Origin of the sequence: Burkholderia sp. BCC1977 (assembly GCF_905339595.1) — a bacterium.
GTDB lineage: Bacteria > Pseudomonadota > Gammaproteobacteria > Burkholderiales > Burkholderiaceae > Burkholderia.
In genome coordinates this window covers 17,894-34,406 of record NZ_CAJPGQ010000002.1, presented here as the reverse complement: position 1 = coordinate 34,406, position 16,513 = coordinate 17,894, and the positions used below count along the sequence as shown (strand labels likewise).

The 16,513-nt window shown below is 68.2% G+C and carries 14 protein-coding genes and 1 tRNA gene; 7 read left to right on the top strand and 8 right to left on the bottom strand.

Features of this window, described 5'->3' with window-relative positions:
- The first annotated feature begins 7 nt into the window (after positions 1–7).
- Positions 8–769 carry a class I SAM-dependent methyltransferase gene (locus tag U5771_RS02140; RefSeq protein ID WP_322022432.1) on the top strand — a complete coding sequence of 254 codons (762 nt, stop codon included), beginning with the start codon at positions 8–10 and terminating at the stop codon, positions 767–769.
- A gap of 21 nt (positions 770–790) precedes the next feature.
- Here U5771_RS02140 and rtcR read toward each other — a convergent pair whose 3' ends face one another.
- Positions 791–2,407 (bottom strand): RNA repair transcriptional activator RtcR, encoded by a 1,617-nt coding sequence (rtcR, locus tag U5771_RS02135; RefSeq protein ID WP_322022431.1) that lies wholly within the window; start codon positions 2,405–2,407, stop codon positions 791–793.
- A 336-nt stretch (positions 2,408–2,743) separates the two neighbouring features.
- On the opposite strand from rtcR, the gene U5771_RS02130 reads away from it, so the two are divergent.
- From U5771_RS02130 to U5771_RS02115, 4 genes are all read left to right on the top strand, one after another.
- A tRNA-Arg gene (locus U5771_RS02130) sits at positions 2,744–2,816 on the top strand.
- 258 nt (positions 2,817–3,074) lie between these two features.
- Positions 3,075–4,214, top strand: coding sequence for a slipin family protein (locus tag U5771_RS02125; protein ID WP_322022430.1), 1,140 nt, complete (start codon positions 3,075–3,077; stop codon positions 4,212–4,214).
- Between the two features lie 60 nt (positions 4,215–4,274).
- Positions 4,275–5,498 (top strand): RtcB family protein, encoded by a 1,224-nt coding sequence (locus U5771_RS02120; RefSeq protein WP_322022429.1) that lies wholly within the window; start codon positions 4,275–4,277, stop codon positions 5,496–5,498.
- 232 nt (positions 5,499–5,730) lie between these two features.
- A complete protein-coding gene (locus U5771_RS02115) occupies positions 5,731–6,885 on the top strand; it encodes a DUF1176 domain-containing protein (RefSeq protein ID WP_322022428.1) in 1,155 nt (384 codons plus the stop codon).
- Positions 6,886–6,899: 14 nt separating this feature from the next.
- Here U5771_RS02115 and U5771_RS02110 read toward each other — a convergent pair whose 3' ends face one another.
- Entirely contained in the window at positions 6,900–7,568 is a 669-nt protein-coding gene (locus U5771_RS02110) for an O-methyltransferase (protein WP_322022427.1), read from the bottom strand.
- A gap of 133 nt (positions 7,569–7,701) precedes the next feature.
- Between U5771_RS02110 and U5771_RS02105 the strand changes: the two genes are divergently transcribed.
- Positions 7,702–8,997 (top strand): O-acetylhomoserine aminocarboxypropyltransferase/cysteine synthase family protein, encoded by a 1,296-nt coding sequence (locus tag U5771_RS02105; protein WP_322022426.1) that lies wholly within the window; start codon positions 7,702–7,704, stop codon positions 8,995–8,997.
- 71 nt (positions 8,998–9,068) lie between these two features.
- Here U5771_RS02105 and U5771_RS02100 read toward each other — a convergent pair whose 3' ends face one another.
- The 3 genes from U5771_RS02100 to U5771_RS02090 all read right to left on the bottom strand — a co-directional run bounded on the left by U5771_RS02100 (position 9,069) and on the right by U5771_RS02090 (position 10,498).
- Entirely contained in the window at positions 9,069–9,563 is a 495-nt protein-coding gene (locus U5771_RS02100) for a hypothetical protein (protein ID WP_415859378.1), read from the bottom strand.
- 35 nt (positions 9,564–9,598) lie between these two features.
- Positions 9,599–9,874: a DUF4148 domain-containing protein gene (locus tag U5771_RS02095; protein ID WP_322022424.1), complete on the bottom strand. Its 276-nt coding sequence runs from the start codon at positions 9,872–9,874 to the stop codon at positions 9,599–9,601.
- A 336-nt stretch (positions 9,875–10,210) separates the two neighbouring features.
- Entirely contained in the window at positions 10,211–10,498 is a 288-nt protein-coding gene (locus tag U5771_RS02090; protein WP_322022423.1) for a hypothetical protein, read from the bottom strand.
- A 279-nt stretch (positions 10,499–10,777) separates the two neighbouring features.
- Between U5771_RS02090 and U5771_RS02085 the strand changes: the two genes are divergently transcribed.
- The gene (locus tag U5771_RS02085) at positions 10,778–11,062 is read left to right on the top strand and encodes a DUF4148 domain-containing protein (RefSeq protein WP_322022422.1); all 285 of its coding nucleotides are present in this window, start codon (positions 10,778–10,780) and stop codon (positions 11,060–11,062) included.
- Between the two features lie 94 nt (positions 11,063–11,156).
- Here U5771_RS02085 and U5771_RS02080 read toward each other — a convergent pair whose 3' ends face one another.
- The 3 genes from U5771_RS02080 to U5771_RS02070 are packed head-to-tail and all read right to left on the bottom strand — an operon-like array spanning position 11,157 to position 16,476.
- Positions 11,157–12,584: a heavy metal sensor histidine kinase gene (locus tag U5771_RS02080; RefSeq protein ID WP_322022421.1), complete on the bottom strand. Its 1,428-nt coding sequence runs from the start codon at positions 12,582–12,584 to the stop codon at positions 11,157–11,159.
- The gene (gene irlR / locus U5771_RS02075; RefSeq protein ID WP_059450488.1) at positions 12,581–13,264 is read right to left on the bottom strand and encodes a heavy metal response regulator transcription factor IrlR; all 684 of its coding nucleotides are present in this window, start codon (positions 13,262–13,264) and stop codon (positions 12,581–12,583) included. Before irlR ends, U5771_RS02080 begins: the two co-directional genes overlap by 4 nt.
- The gene (locus U5771_RS02070) at positions 13,264–16,476 is read right to left on the bottom strand and encodes a CusA/CzcA family heavy metal efflux RND transporter (RefSeq protein ID WP_322022420.1); all 3,213 of its coding nucleotides are present in this window, start codon (positions 16,474–16,476) and stop codon (positions 13,264–13,266) included. The genes irlR and U5771_RS02070 overlap by 1 nt, the downstream gene beginning before the upstream one ends.
- Positions 16,477–16,513: the final 37 nt, after the last annotated feature.

The following is a 16,513-nucleotide window of genomic DNA, read 5'->3' as shown; positions in this document are numbered from 1 at the left end:
GTTTCGCATGACGTCCGACGCGGCAACCGCCGGCGAAATCCTCTACACCGACCCGCGCCTCGTCGCGGTCTACGACTGGTTCAACGCGGGCGATCGCGACTTCGCGTTCTACGCATCGCGCATCGGTACGACGCAGCAACGGATTCTCGATCTCGGCTGCGGCACCGGCACGTTCGCGCGCCGGCTCGCGGCGGCCGGGCACGACGTCGTCGCGATCGACCCCGCACCGGCGATGATCGACCATGCGCGACGCCAGCCAGGCGCCGGCGCGGTGCACTGGCTCGCGTGCGACCTCGACGGCCTGCCGCCCGGCGCGCCGTTCGATGCCGTCGTGATGACCGGACACGCGTTCCAGTGCCTGCTGACCGACGCGGACATCGACGCGACGCTGCGCGGCGTACGGCGCGTGCTGGCCGACGGCGGCCGCTTCCTGTTCGAAACCCGCAACCCGCGTGTCGCGCCGTGGCTTGGCTGGACGCCCCAGGCGTCCGCATCCCGCATCGATTCACCCGAATTCGGCAGCGTCGACCTGCACCATGCGGTGACCGCGATCGACGGGCCGATCGTGTCGTTCGACACGGTCTACCGCTTTCACCGTGACGACACGCAGGTGAAGAACGCGAGCCGGCTGCGCTTCATCGCGCAGCCCGACCTGCGGGCGCGCGTAGCGGCCGCGGGCTTCTCGTCGGCCGACTGGTGCGGCGACTGGCAAGGCGCGCCGTTCGACGACGCAGCCAGCGCGGAGATCATCGCGATCTGCCGCGCGTGAGCGGTTGACCGCACCGCTCGACTAGCTCGCGCCCAGCGCGTCCCGCACGCCCTCCCAGTCGAGCCCGAACCGCGCGAGATACTTGCGCAACCGGTCCGCATCGTTCGGCTGCTTCTTGTTCCGCCGCGACACCGCGAACAGCGCACGGCCCGCCTCCGACAAACTCGCCGAGACGCGGCACACGTCGAGCACGCGTTCGAGCTGCGCGCGGTCGAACAGGTCGAGTTCCGCCGCACGCGCGCCGAACACCGCGTCGACGCAGCCGTCCGACGCGCCCGCACCGCCCGGCGGCGACCACGTGCGCGTCAGTCGCTCGACCTCCTGTTCGGCGATCGCCTCGGTAATCCGCCCCGCATCGGCGAGCGTCGCCATCCGCGTGATCGACGCGGACAACTCGCGGAAGTTGCCGGCCCATGCCGCACGCGGCGACGCCGCGAACGCGAGATAGCGCCGCTTCGCTTCCACGTTGAAGCGCACCTGCTCGCCCTGCTCGCGGCCGAAACGGTCGAGTTCGAATTCGAGGTTCGGTTCGATGTCCTCGCGCCGCTCGGCGAGCCCCGGCAATTCGTACGTCCACAGATTGATCCGTGCATACAGATCCTCGCGGAACGTGCCGGCCGCCACCATCTGCCGCAGATCGCGGTGCGTGCCCGCGATCAGCTCGAAATCGCTGGTCGCCTCGACGTCCGCACCGACCGGCAGGAAACGCTTCTCCTCGATCGCCTTCAGCAGCATCGCCTGCTCGTCGAGCCCGAGTTCGCCGATCTCGTCGAGAAACAGCAGGCCGCCGTCCGCCGCGCGCAGCAAGCCCGCGCGCGCGGACTGCGCACCGGTGAACGCGCCCTTCACATGGCCGAACAGCGTCGACATCGCCGCGTCGCCGCGCAGCGTCGCGCAGTTGATCTCGATGAACGGCCCCGCGAGCCGATGGCGGCCGCGCTTCAGTTCGTACACGCGCTTCGCGAGAAACGACTTGCCGGCGCCTGTCGGACCGACGAGCAGCATCGGCGCGCGCGAGCGCACGGCCACCCGCTCCAGCTGCTCAATCAGCACGTTGAAGCGCGCGTTGCGCGTCGCGATGCCGGCCTTCAGGAACGACACCGTTTCGTCGCGCTCGCGCGTGAAGCGCTGCGCGATCCGGTTGTAGCGCGACAGGTCGAGATCGATCACCGATATCGTGCCCGGCCCGCTCGGCCCTTCGTCGGTCTGCTTCGGCGGCCCTGTCTGCACCAGGCGCGCGGGCAGGTAGCGCGCTTCCGCGAGCAGGAACCAGCAGATCTGCGCGACGTGCGTGCCGGGCGTGATGTGGATCAGGTAATCCTCGTGCTCGAGGTCGAACGGATAGGCGCGCGCGTAGTCGTGCAGCGTCGCGTAGACCTCCTCGAAATCCCATGGATCGCGGATCGTGACCGGCGTGAGCCGCACCTCGGTATGCGGCGACAGTTGCGCGAGGTCGTCGCGCACGTGATTGGCGAGACGCACGTATTCCTGCGGATACAGCAGTTCGAGCCGGTCGATCTTCAGGTCGGGCTGTTCGCACAGCGAAATCGTCGGCCGCCATTTGGGGTAGCGACGCGCCGTGCGGTCGCCCTGGTCGAGCACGATGCCGAGGAAGCCGATCGCGACGATCTTGCGCATGTTTATCTCATTGGATAAGAAGCGATCCCATTGTATCGAAACTTCATGTTGCCGCAATGCGTAGCGGATCGCCCATCAACGCTTCGTAGCGAGCGATTTCCCTTTGTTTTCAATGGACTAATAAACCTTCGGAACATGAACGTGCCCGCTGGCACGCTCCTCGCTAAATAGAAGGCGCCGGATGTCCCGCTGGCCCGCGAGCCAGGGTTCACAAAGCCCTGCTGGTGCGCCGCCGCCGAACCTCGTTCGTCGCGGCAGCGCATGCCGCCATGGACAGACGACGGCAACGGGGCGCGCGAGGCAGCCTGGTCCGGGTTCGAATCCCGGGGCGCCCATTGTTCGGAAGCTCAGTCAGGTGGAGCAGCCGGCGCGAGCCGGTGTGTGGCGGGTTCGAATCCCGTCCGAACGCTGTCCGCAAGGACGGTCTATTGACAGAAGCAGTACCCGCCGGTGCGGGCCGACAGGCCCGCCGCGCGTCGGACCGGTTGCGGTTCCGCGCGATCGGCCGGGCGGCCGGACGGCCCGCGCGAATGCGCTCGACGACGCGATGCAGGAGGCGTCGCCGGGTGCCGCCGCGCCGGGCCCGCGCGCCGCCCGCCCGATCGCGTCGCACCCCGATCCGTGCGATGCGTGTCGCCCGGCGGCCATTGAAGAAAAGGACAAGAATATGTGGAAGCGTCAGGTGGTGAAAAAGAACGAACGCGCGCTGCTGATGCGTGAGGGCGATTTCGTGAAGGTGCTGGAGCCGGGCGTGTTCAGGGCCTTCGATCCGTTCAAGCGTCTGTCGGTGCAGACCGCGCGTCTCGACGCGCCGCTCGCCGACGCGGCGCTGGCCGACTACCTGCGTCACGACGCACCGGACGTGCTCGCGCAACACTTCGTCGCGATGGATCTGGCCGACGACGAAGCGGGCCTGCGTTATGAAGACGACGTGCTCGTCGAGATCCTGCCGCCCGGCACGCGCCGGCTGTACTGGCGCGGCCCGATCGCGCACCGGCTGGCGCGCGTCGACCTCGCGCAGGACAGCATGCTGCCGGCCGCGCTCGCGCAGCGCATCGCGCAACCGGCGCTGCGTGCGCGCGGCGTGGCGGGCCTGACGGGCGTGCTGCTGGCGCAGGTGCCGGCGTATCACGTCGGCGTGCTGAAGATCGACGGCAAGATCGAGCGGCTGCTGGATGCGGGTGTCGCAGCGTTCTGGCGCTTCAACCGCGACGTCGCGGTCGAGCTCGTCGACCTGCGCCTGCAGGCGCTCGAAGTCGCGGGACAGGAAATCCTGACGCGCGACAAGGTCGCGCTGCGGCTGAACCTGTCGGCGACGTGGCGCTATGCGGACGTGCTGCATGCGTTCGGCCAGTTGCAGAAGCCGGTCGAACACCTGTATCGCGAGCTGCAGTTCGCGCTGCGCGCGGCGGTCGGCACGCGTTCGCTCGACGAGCTGCTGGAGGACAAGCAGGCGATCGACGACGTCGTGATCGCCCAGGTGCGTGCGCGGCTCGCGCAATCGGGCGTGGACGTGCGCAGCGTCGGCGTGAAGGATATCGTGCTGCCGGGCGACATGAAGACGATCCTCGCGCAGGTGGTCGAGGCCGAAAAGGCCGCGCAGGCGAACGTGATCCGCCGCCGCGAGGAAACGGCGGCGACGCGTTCGCTGCTGAACACCGCGAAGGTGATGGAAGAGAACCCGACCGCGCTGCGGCTCAAGGAGCTGGAAACGCTCGAGCGCGTCGCGGAACGGATCGACCGCATCTCGGTGTTCGGCGGCCTCGATCAGGTGCTGAACGGACTCGTCAGCATCAAGGGCGCGTGATGGATGAACCGGCGCGGCGCATGGGTGCCGCGCCGGACGAATGAACGAAGGGTGAAGCAAATGCATGACGACGATTACCAGGTGATGGAACTGGCGAACGGCAAGCCGGTGAAGATGTGGACGCAAGGCGTCGCGGTCGAGGACGACGCGCGCGCGCAATTGCGCAACACCGCGCGGATGCCGTTCATCTTCAAACACGTCGCGGTGATGCCGGACGTCCACCTCGGCAAGGGCTCGACGATCGGCAGCGTGATCCCGACGAAGGGCGCGATCATCCCGGCCGCGGTCGGCGTCGACATCGGCTGCGGGATGATGGCCGCGCGCACGACGCTCACGGCGGCGGACCTGCCGGATTCGCTCGGCGGGCTGCGCGGCGCGATCGAACGCGCGGTGCCGCACGGCCGCGCGCCGGGGCGCCGCGATCCCGGTGCATGGGGCGATCGCACGCCGGCCGCCGTGACCGAATCGTGGAAGTCGCTGCTGCCGGGCTTTCAGCGGATCGTCGACAAGTATCCGAAGCTGGAGAAGACGAACCACTACGCGCATCTGGGCACGCTCGGCACGGGCAACCACTTCATCGAGGTGTGCATCGACGAAGCGGATCACGTGTGGTTCATGCTGCACAGCGGCTCGCGCGGCGTCGGCAACGCGATCGGCAGCCTGTTCATCGAACTCGCGCAGGCCGACATGCGGCAGCACATCGCGAACCTGCCGGATCGCAACCTCGCGTATTTCACCGAGGGCAGCCGGCACTTCGACGATTACGTCGAAGCGGTCGGCTGGGCGCAGGACTACGCGCGCCGCAACCGGCAGGCGATGATGGACGCGGTGATCGGCGCGGCGCGCGGCGCGATCGCGAAGCCGTTCGCGGTCGACGAGCACGCGGTGAATTGCCACCACAACTACGTGCAGCGCGAACGTCACTTCGGCGAGGACGTGCTCGTGACCCGCAAGGGCGCGGTGTCCGCGCAGAAGGGGCAGCTCGGCATCATTCCGGGCTCGATGGGCGCGAAGAGCTTCATCGTGCGCGGGCTCGGCAATCCGGAGAGCTTCTGTTCGTGCAGCCACGGCGCCGGCCGCTCGATGAGCCGGACCGAGGCGAAGCGCCGCTTCACGGTCGACGATCAGGTGAGAGCGACGCGCGGCGTCGAATGCCGGAAGGACGCGGGCGTGGTCGACGAGATCCCGATGGCCTACAAGGACATCGACGCGGTGATGGCGGCGCAGCGCAGCCTCGTCGAAGTGGTGCACACGCTGCGCCAGGTGGTGTGCGTGAAAGGATAGCGGGCATCGCGTCGTCGAGCCATCGACGCCCGCTGACCAACGAACGGCGCGCTGCCCGCAGGCATCGCGCCGTTGCCGTCTCGGCCTGGATTCGAGCGCCGTCACACGAATCGTCGCCATGGCGGCGGTATACTCGATGTTGTCCGGCCGCGCTCGATCCGCATCGCGCGCTTACGATGCGCTTGCAACCGGACATCCGCCCTTCGCCCCGTCATCGCCGATACGAACCGTCATGTTTCGTCATCTCCCGCTTGCTGTCGCCGTCACCCTGCTCACCGCGTCGCTCTCCGCCGCCGCTCGCGATCCCGCGCAACATTCGGTCGCGCGCGACTTCAAGAACTGGTCGGTCGTGTGCGACAACACGAACCGCTGCGTCGCCGACGGCGGCAACGACGACATCGACGACACGCGCACCAGCCTCGTCGTGCGGCTCACGCGCGACGCCGGCCCCGATGCGCGGCCGTCGCTGGACATCTTCGCATCGGCGCCGCTCGACCTGCGCACCGCGCGCGCCGACGGCCAGCCGTTCGACGCGGTGCCGGCCGAGTGGCACGCCGTCGCGAAGGCCGGCAACGAAGACGACGACGTCTATCCGTTCCGCCTCCGCACCAGCGATCCGGCGACGGTCGACGCATGGCTGACCCTGTCGCACAACGCGCGGATGGTCAGCTTCGGCGATCCTGCCGCCGCGCAGACGCCACGCGTGTCGTTGTCGGGGCTCAATGCCGCGCTGCTGCTGATCGACGACACGCAGGGCCGCATCGGCACGGTCACCGCGCTGCTGCGCAAGGGCACGCGGCCCGCGTCGTCGGTGCCCGCCGCGCCGGCCTTGCCGCCCGCCCCCGTTCCCGCGCCGCGCGTGGCCGACCTCACGCCCGCCGAACAGCGGCCGCTCGTCGATGCCGTGTTCGACAGATTCAGCGGCAACGTGAAGCGTTGCGCGGCCGATGCCGGCGACGAAATGTCGGCGCAGGATCGCCGCAAGACAGCGACGGCCACCGCGATCTCGACCACCGACGCGATCGTATCGATCCCGTGCCAGACGAGCAGCGCGTACAACCATACGGACCTGTGGTATCGCGTGCATCGCACTGCACCGTACGCACCGACGCCGCTGGATTTCGGCGAGCACGCGAGCGCGGGGCTCGACCCGGCATCATTTGCGAACCAGCTGACCGAAGCCAGCTACGATCCCGTGCATGCGATGCTGTCGAGCCTCGACCGCGTGCGCGGTGCCGGCGATTGCGGGTCGAGCGCGTCGTGGGTGTTCGACGGCCGGCGCTTCGTGCTGAACGACGTCGCGATGCACGGCACCTGCAACGGGCTGTTCCAGGATCAGTGGCCGCGCCTGTATCGCACGGCCGGTCCGACCGGCAACCCGCGCTGACGCGCCACCGTCAGTCATCCGCCGACGATCGAGATCGAGAACCCGTCCCAGCCCTTCAGCCCGACCGTCTGCACGGCGGTCGTCACGAGATTCGGCTCGGCGACGATCCGCGCGAACCCGTCGCGCACGCCGACGACGTCCGGCTCATGGTTGTCCGGATCGGCCACGCGCCCGCACCGCACGACGTTGTCGACGACGATCACCGTGCCGGGCCGCGACAGCTTCAACGCCGCATCCAGATAAACGGCGTTGTTGTCCTTGTCCGCATCGATGAAGATGAAATCGAACGGCGCCTCGCCCGCCTCGACGAGCCGCGCGAGGCTGTCCTTCGCGCTGCCGACCACCACCGACACGACCTCCGCGAACCCGGCACGCGCGATGTTCCGCGTCGCGACCTGCGCGTGGTCGGGGTTCAGTTCGAGCGTCACGAGCCGGCCGCCCGGCGGCAACGCGCGCGCGAGCCAGATCGTGCTGTAGCCGCCGAGCGTGCCGACTTCGAGGATGCGCCGTGCGCCGCGAATCGTCGCGAGCAGCTGCAGCAGCTTGCCCTGGTTCGGCGCGACGTTGATCGCGGGCAGCCCGGCCGCGTCGCTCGCCGCGAGCGCGGCGTCGAGCGCGTCGTCGGACGGCACGAGCGTCGCGGAGAAATACGCATCCACCTTGTTCCACTGATCCTGATCCATCGCGCCCTCTTCGTCTGCGGAAAAACGCATTCTATGCGCGACGCCCCCATAAGCAACCAACCATTCGTTCTAAGGACAGCGGTGCACGTGCTCCTATAATCGGTCGACCATCACAACAACAGACGGAGCACCCATGACCGATCAGGCCTCTTCGAACTGGCGCCTCGAAACCATCGCCGTGCACGGCGGCTATCGCCCCGACCCGACCACGCGCGCGGTCGCGGTGCCGATCTACCAGACCGTTGCGTACGCATTCGACGACACGCAGCACGGCGCGGATCTGTTCGACCTGAAGGTCCAGGGCAACATCTACACGCGGATCATGAACCCGACGACGGACGTGCTCGAGCAGCGCATCGCCGCGCTCGAGGGCGGCATCGGCGCGCTCGCGCTGGCGTCGGGCCAGGCGGCCGTCACGTATGCGATCCAGACGATCGCGGAAGCCGGCGACAACATCGTGTCCGCCAGTTCGCTGTACGGCGGCACCTACAACCTGTTCGCGCATACGCTGCCGCAATACGGCATCACGACGCGCTTCGCCGATCCGCGCGACCCCGCATCGTTCGAGCCGCTGATCGACGCGCGCACGAAGGCGATCTTCGCGGAATCGGTCGGCAACCCGCTCGGCAACGTGACCGACATCGCCGCGCTCGCCGACATCGCGCATCGCCACGGAATCCCGCTGATCGTCGACAACACGGTGCCGTCGCCGTACCTGCTGCGCCCGTTCGAACACGGCGCGGACATCGTCGTGCATTCGCTGACGAAGTATCTCGGCGGCCACGGCACGAGCCTCGGCGGCGCGATCGTCGATTCAGGCAAGTTCCCGTGGGCGCGGCACGCGGACCGCTTCAAGCGGCTCAACGAGCCCGACGTCAGCTATCACGGCGTCGTCTATACAGAAGCGTTCGGGCCGGCCGCGTATATCGGCCGCGCGCGCGTCGTGCCGCTGCGCAACATGGGCGCGGCGATCTCGCCGTTCAACGCGTTCCAGATCCTGCAGGGCATCGAGACGCTCGCGCTGCGCATCGAACGCATCAGCGACAACGCGCTGAAGATCGCGCAGCATCTCGCGCGCCATGAACACGTCGAATGGGTGAACTACGCGGGGCTGCCCGATCACCCCGATCATCCGCTCGTCGCGCGCTATCTGTCGGGCCGCGCGCCCGGCATCCTGACGTTCGGCGTGAAGGGCGGCCGCGACGGCGGCGCGAAGTTCCAGGACGCGCTGAAGCTGTTCACGCGGCTCGTCAACATCGGCGACACGAAGTCGCTCGCGACGCACCCGGCCTCGACGACGCACCGCCAGCTGTCGCCGGCCGAACTCGCGAAGGCCGGCGTGAAGGAGGAAACGGTGCGGCTGTCGATCGGCATCGAGCACATCGACGACCTGCTCGCCGATCTCGACCAGGCGCTCGCGCAGGTGTGACCCGAAGCGGGCGTGCCGACTTGTGTTCTTCCTGACGGAAGGCTCGGTGAAGGCCGGCTGACGCGCGAGCGTCACCACGTCGTCGCGGCCGTCGGATACGTATCGACGATGCGCGTGCCGTTCACGGGCGTCACGCCTGCGTCGCGCAACGCGGTCCACAGGTCGATCGCATGCTCGCGCGACTTGCGGCTGCCGTCGTCGGTCAGCACGTTCAGCGCGATCACTTCGTCACGCGTGGTGAGCTGCAGTTGCTCCTTCAATTTGCGCGACTGATGCGACGCGGTACGGACCTCGCGGAGCAGGATGCGCTGCTCGGCGAGGGGTGCCGATGCGGTTCCCGCATCCGCGGGCAAGAACGTCAGCCGCCCGTTCCCGACTTCACATTGCCCGCGCGTGAACGTCGCGCTCCACTCGCCCGCCGGTACGGCCGCGAACTCGCAGCGCATCCGTTCGCTCGCGCGGCGGCCGACGTCGTGCGCCGGCGCATGCGACAGCGCGCGCTCCGGCCAGCCGGCCGCCATCGCGGCCGTCGACATCAGGCACGCGGCCAGTACGATCGCTTTCATTCTGTTGCGCATCGTCCGTTCCTCCTCGTGAACAATCAACGCACCGCGAAGCGGTTGTCGTGCGCATCGACGAGCGGCGCCGATTCGCCGCGATGTACCGTCGCGCGATGGATTTCCCGATTGCGTGCGATGGTGGCCGGGCTCGCCGGATAGTCGTGATTCGGACTCGGGATCACACCGTCGTGGCGCGCGCGCAGCAGTTCCTCGCGCACGTCCTGCCGGGTCCTGGCCTGCGCGGCGACGGACTGCGAGAAAGCGGCGATCGACAGCGCGGCCACGGCGCTGGCGATCAGCGGTCGTCGAATGTTCATGGGGGTTGGCTCCTTGCAAGGAATCCGTGACAGGAGCATCAAGATTGATCCGGCGGCGGTGCGCGACCGTGATCGCCCGATGACGGTTTCGTCACCGATCGAAAACGAATCAGGCGCACCGCGAGACAACCAGCCGGCCCTTGCGTGACAAAAATTTCATCTTCCGATCAGCTTCGCGACGGGTCACTTCGATACGATCGACAGCGTGACGGGCGATGCCCGTTACCACCCACGCAAGCGATTCGTTGCCGCACGGCACGAACACGCGTTAGGCCCGGACACGTGCAGTGCCGGGCCTTTTTTTAACGGTCATTCACGCAACCGCGGCCGCGATCGTCAGCGCGCGACGTTACGCTGCGGAAACAGGCATGGATGCGTCTTCACGTGAAAGTTCGGATTGCCGCAGCGATGCCCCGCGTAGTCGATCTGCTCGCCGGGCATCAGCCCGGCGGCAACGGGTTTTTCCTTTGCCGCGCGGGTTGGTGCGACGGATTCGGTGCCGGGGCGCACGGACGCGCAGCCTGCGAGAAGCGGAACGAGCAACGTGACGATAAGCGATGAACGGAGAGACAGGCGTTTCACTGGGCGGACGAGAGGAAGTGTCGTGACAGGGCCGTCCGCCATCGGAACTGCCGCGGCGAACGGTGCGCAAGCCAGCAGCCGGGTCGCATATCGGCAGCCATCCTGCCGACACGTCCGCCGCTGGGTGACTGCATGTTCCGCCCTGGTCCCATCGCATCGATGACCCGAACATGACGTTTGCGTCATGTCGTCCGGCGTCGCACGTCACGCGCCGCCGCGCAATCTGACGCATTTGTCATCTGCCGATCACGGTCACGCTCGGCGGCTTTCGCATACTGGGTCCATGGATCGCCACCCGGCGGCCTCATCAAGGAGAGCTCCATGAAAACGGCAAAACTCGCAGCCCTGTTCGTCACCGCCACGCTGTCGCTCGGCGTCGCCTCGCAAGCCGCCTTCGCGCAGACGCAAACGCAGGGCAAGACCCGCGCGGAAGTCATCAACGAACTGAAGCAGGCGCAGCACGACGGCGTCGTGCCGACGAGCAAGACGCAGTACCCGCCGACCGGCGAGATCATCGCGCGCAACAAGGAGCTTCACGGGATTTCGGTGCATGGCGGCGAGAAGGCGCCCCAGGCCGACAATCACGACAGCCTCGCGACCCGCTGATGCGGGTCAGCCGCGGGCCCCGCCGCGCGATCGCCGGCAGCAGGCCGCGCGCCGCCCGATCGCGGCGAACGCGCGGCCGGGCCTGCGCGCGAGCTCACGCATCGACCGCCGGTACGGCCGTCGGCGCGACCGGCGGCCGCTGCGGAAAACGCAGCCAGAACGTCGTGCGCCGGCCGGGGTCACTGTCGACGCCACATTCGCCGCCGTGGTTGTCCATGATCGACCGGACGATCGCGAGGCCGAGCCCCGTCCCCGACGCCGAATTGTGCCGCGACGGATCGACGCGATAGAACCGCTCGAAAATTCGCGCGACATGCTGCGCGTCGATGCCCGGCCCCGTATCCGATACGGCGATCGTCGTCGCGCCGCCCTGCTCCGAACAGTCGATCGTCACGACGCTGCCACGCGGCGCGTAAGCCAGCGCATTGGACAGCAGGTTGCTCAACGCGCGCTGGTACAGCGTGAGATCCGCATCGACCCACGCATAGCCGTCGACCTTCACCGACACGCCCGCATCCTCCGCGAGCGGCTCGTAGTAGCCGGCGACACGCGACGCTTCCTCGGCCGCATCGAGCCGCCGCACGTCGATCGGCGTGCCGGCCTGCTCCGAGCGCGCGAGGAACAGCATGTCCTCGATCATCCGCGACAGCCGCTGATACTCGTCGATGCTCGACTCGATCACGTTCCGGTATTCGTCCGCGCTGCGCGGCTGCGACAGCACGACCTGCGCGGCCGCCTGCAGGTTCGTGAGCGGCGTGCGCATGTCGTGCGCGAGATTCGACGAGAACTGGCTCAGCCGCGTAAACGATTCGCTCAGGCGCGCGAGCATCCCGTTGAACGCGTGTTCCAGCTCCTTCAGCTCGCCGGACGTATCGAGTTCCGGCAGCGGATGGGCCAGCCGGTTCGACGACATCTGCTCGGCCCGCGCCGCGAAACGCCGCAGCGGGCTCAGCCCGAGCGCCGCGATGCCATAGGCGATCGCGGCCGCCAGCACGACGCCGAACACCTCGATCACGACGATCGTGTACGCATGGGTGCGCAGCAGCAGCACGTCGGCGCTGCGGTCGTACTGCACCGCGACGCGCACGACGGGCGCGCCCGCGCCGGCGAGCGGCACGGTCATCACCAGATACTGATGCCGCACGCCGGGCGGTGCGACGAACACCGGGATGCGGCCCGCGTCCGTCGACAGCAACGGCGCATAGGTCCGGAACCCGGGCGTGCCGACGATGCGCGTGCCGGCCGCATCGTAGATCGCCAGATCCATGTTCGGATGCCCATGCAACTGGTCGACCCAGATATCGGTGTTGCGCGCGACGTCGGCGGTCGAACGCGCTTCGGCGAGGTGCGTGCCCAGCGCGGCGGAAATGCCGGCCATCTGCTCGGCGGCCGTCGTCTCGATGCGATTGCTCAGCGCCTCGTACAGCGCGACGCCGCTCGATGCGAGGATCACCGACGTCGACAGGACGATGAGCGCGGTGAGGCGTCCGCGCAGCGTGCGCGGCAGCAGGCGCGCGATCATGTCGCCGCGCCGTCGCGCACTTCCAGCACGTAGCCCATCCCGCGCACGGTGTGGATCAGCTTCGGTTCGTACGCGTCGTCGATCTTCGAGCGCAGCCGCCGGATCGCGGAATCGACGACGTTCGTATCGCTGTTGAAGTTCATGTCCCACACCTGCGACGCGATCGTCGCGCGCGGCAGGATCTCACCCTCGCGACGCATCAGCAGCCACAGCAGCGCGAATTCCTTCGCGGTCAGCAGGATCGTGTCGCGCTGCCGCGTGGCCTTGCGGCGCGTCAGGTCGAGTTCGAGATCGGCCACGCGCAGCGTGTTCGAATCGCGCGGCTGGCCGCGCCGCAGGATCGACTTGATGCGCGCGGTGAGTTCGACGAAGTCGAACGGCTTGGCCAGGTAATCGTCGGCGCCGAGTTCGAGCCCCTTCACGCGATCGCCGACGTCGTCGCGCGCGGTGAGGAACAGCACGGGCGTCGACTTGCTGCGGCGCAGGTTCTGCAGCAGCGTCCAGCCGTCCTGCCCCGGCAGCATCACGTCGAGCACGAGCAGGTCGTACTCCTCGGTTTCGGCCTGGTGCTGGCCCGTGATGCCGTCCTCCACCCAGTCGACGACATAGCCGGCCTCGGTCAAGCCCTTGCGCAGGTAGGCGCCCGTTTTCGGTTCATCCTCGACAATCAGAATTCGCATCACGCATTACCCTTGAAGAAACCCAGCCGGCGCAGCACGCCCGCGCCGAACCCGTCGCGCAATACCGCGCGCCACGACACCGAGTGGCTCACGCGGTACAGCACCGGCAGCACCAGCAGCGTCAGCGCCGTGGACGACAGGATACCGCCGATCACGACCGTCGCGAGCGGGCGCTGCACCTCGGCGCCGGTGCCGGTCGCGAACGCCATCGGCAGGAAGCCCAGCGACGCGACGAGCGCGGTCATCAGCACGGGCCGCAGCCGCGTGAGCGCGCCTTCGCGCACGGCCGTGTCGAGCGGCATCCCTTCGTCGCGCAGGTTGCGGATGAACGAGATCATCACGAGACCGTTGAGCACCGCGACGCCGGACAGCGCGATGAAACCGACCGCCGCGGTGATCGACAGCGGAATCCCGCGCAGCCACAGCGACGCCACGCCGCCGCTCAGCGCGAACGGAATGCCGGTGAACACCAGCAGCCCGTCCTTCACGTTGTTGAACATCACGAACAGCAGCACGAACACCATGAACAGCGCGAGCGGCACGACCAGCTTCAGCCGCTCGCTGGCGCTTTGCAACTGCTCGAACTGGCCGCCCCACGACACCCAGTAGCCGGCCGGCACGCGCACGTCCTGCTGCAGTTGCTCGCGGGCGTCGGCGACGAACGAGCCGACGTCGCGGCCGCGCACGTTCGCGCTGACGACGACACGCCGCTTGCCGTCCTCGCGGCTGATCTGGTTCGGGCCCGGCGCGACCTCGATCGTCGCGAGCTCCGCAAGCGGCACGTACGGCGCCTGCGCGAGCGGCGCGCTGGCCCCGGCGGCCGGCGCGGGCAGCGCGATCGGCAGCCGCTTGATCGCCTCGATGTCGGAGCGCAGCTCGTCGGGCAGCCGCACGACGATGTCGAAGCGGCGGTCGCCCTGGAACAGCGTGCCGGCCTTCTGCCCGCCGACGGCCGCGGCCACCGTGTCCTGCAGGTCGGCGACCGTCACGCCGTAGCGCGCGAGCTTGTCGCGGTCGAGGTTGACGGTCAGCACGGGCAGGCCCGTGGTCTGCTCGACCTTCACCTCGGATGCGCCCGGCACCTTCTGCAGCGCGGCCGCGATCTGCTCGCCGGTCTGGTTCAGCACGGCCATGTCGTCACCGAAGATCTTCACGGCGACGTCGCTGCGCACGCCCGAGATCAGCTCGTTGAAGCGCAGCTGGATCGGCTGCGAGAATTCGTACGCGTTGCCCGGCAGTTCCGCGAGCGCTTCCTCGATTTCGCGCACGAGCTGGTCGCGCGGCTTGTTCGGGTCGGGCCACGTGTCGGTCGGCTTCAGCATGATGTAGCCGTCCGACAGGTTCGGCGGCATCGGGTCGGCCGCGATCTCGGCCGTGCCGGTGCGCGCGAACACGCGCTCGATTTCCGGGAAGCGCGCCTTCAGCGTCTTCTCGATCGACTTCTGCATCTCGACCGACTGCGACAGGCTCGTGCCGGGAATCCGCAGCGCGGCGACCGCGAGATCGCCTTCGTTCAGGCTCGGAATGAACTCGCTGCCGAGCCGCGTCGCGAGCCCGAGCGTGACCAGCACGATCGCGCCGGCGCCGAGCATCACGCGCGCCGGGCGCGTCATGAACGCGGCAAGCACCGGTTCGTACGCGCGCCGCGCCCAGCCCATCAGCCGGTTCTCCTTTTCCTCGACGCGCTCGCCGATGAACAGCGCGACCGCGGCCGGAATGAACGTGACGGTCAGCACCATCGCGGCGGCCAGCGCCATCACGACGGTCACGGCCATCGGATGGAACATCTTCCCTTCGACGCCGGTGAGCGCGAAGATCGGCAGGTACACGACCATGATGATCAGTTGCCCGAAGATCAGCGCGCGGCGCGCCTCCTGCGACGCGCCGAACACTTCGGCGAAGCGCTCGTCGCGCGTCAGCGGCCGGCCGGTGACGGCCTGCGCATGCGCGAGCCGACGCACGCAGTTCTCGACGATCACGACCGCGCCGTCGACGATGATCCCGAAGTCGAGCGCGCCGAGGCTCATCAGGTTCGCGCTGACCTTCGCGTTGACCATCCCGGTGAAGGTCATCAGCATCGACAGCGGGATCACGAGCGCGGTGATCAGCGCCGCGCGAATGTTGCCGAGGAACAGGAACAGCACGGCGATCACGAGGATCGCGCCTTCCAGCAGGTTCTTCTTCACCGTCGCGACGGCCTTCTCGACGAGCACGGTGCGGTCGTACACGGGAATCGCCTTCACGCCGGCCGGCAGCGTGCGGTTCACGTCCGCCATCTTCGCGGCAACCGCCTTCGCGACCGAGCGGCTGTTCTCGCCCATCAGCATGAACACCGTGCCGAGCACGACCTCCTCGCCGTTCGACGTCGCGGCGCCGGTGCGCAGCTCGCGGCCGACGTCGACCTGCCCGACTTCCTTCATCCGCACCGGCACGCCGCCGACGTTGGTCAGCACGATGTTCGCGATGTCGTCGACGGTGCGCGCCTGGCCCGGCACGCGCACCAGGTACTGCTCGCCGCGCTTCTCGATGTAGCCCGCGCCGACGTTGTCGTTGTTGCGTTCGAGCGCACGCACGACGTCGGCGAGCGTCAGCCCGTACGACATCAGCTTTGCCGGATTCGGCGCGACGCGGTACTCCTTCACGTAGCCGCCGATCGAGTTCACCTCGGTCACGCCGCGCACGTTTCTCAGTTGCGGCCGGACGACCCAGTCCTGCAGCTCGCGCAGGTCGGCCGCCGTATAGCGCGTGCCGTCGGGCTTGCGCGCGGCCGCGTCGGCCTCGACGGTCCACAGGTAGATTTCGCCGAGCCCGGTCGACGTCGGTCCCATTGCCGGCGCGATGCCGGCCGGCAGCTTGTCCTTCGCTTCCTGGATGCGCTCGTTGACGAGCTGCCGCGCGAAATAGATATCGGTGCCGTCCTTGAAGATCACGGTGACCTGCGACAGGCCGTAGCGCGAAATCGAACGCGTCTGCTCGAGGCCCGGCAGGCCGGCCATCACGGTCTCGACCGGATAGGTGATGCGCTGCTCGGCCTCCAGCGGCGAGTAGCCGGGCGCGGCCGTGTTGATCTGGACCTGCACGTTGGTGATGTCGGGCACCGCGTCGATCGGCAGCTTCTGGTAGCTGTACACGCCCAGCGCGGCCACGGCTGCGATCGCCAGCATCACGAGCCAGCGGTGCGCAATCGCAAAGCGGATCAGGCGCTCAAACATGGCGGGATTCCTTGAAGCGGGGAACGGTTGCCCGCAC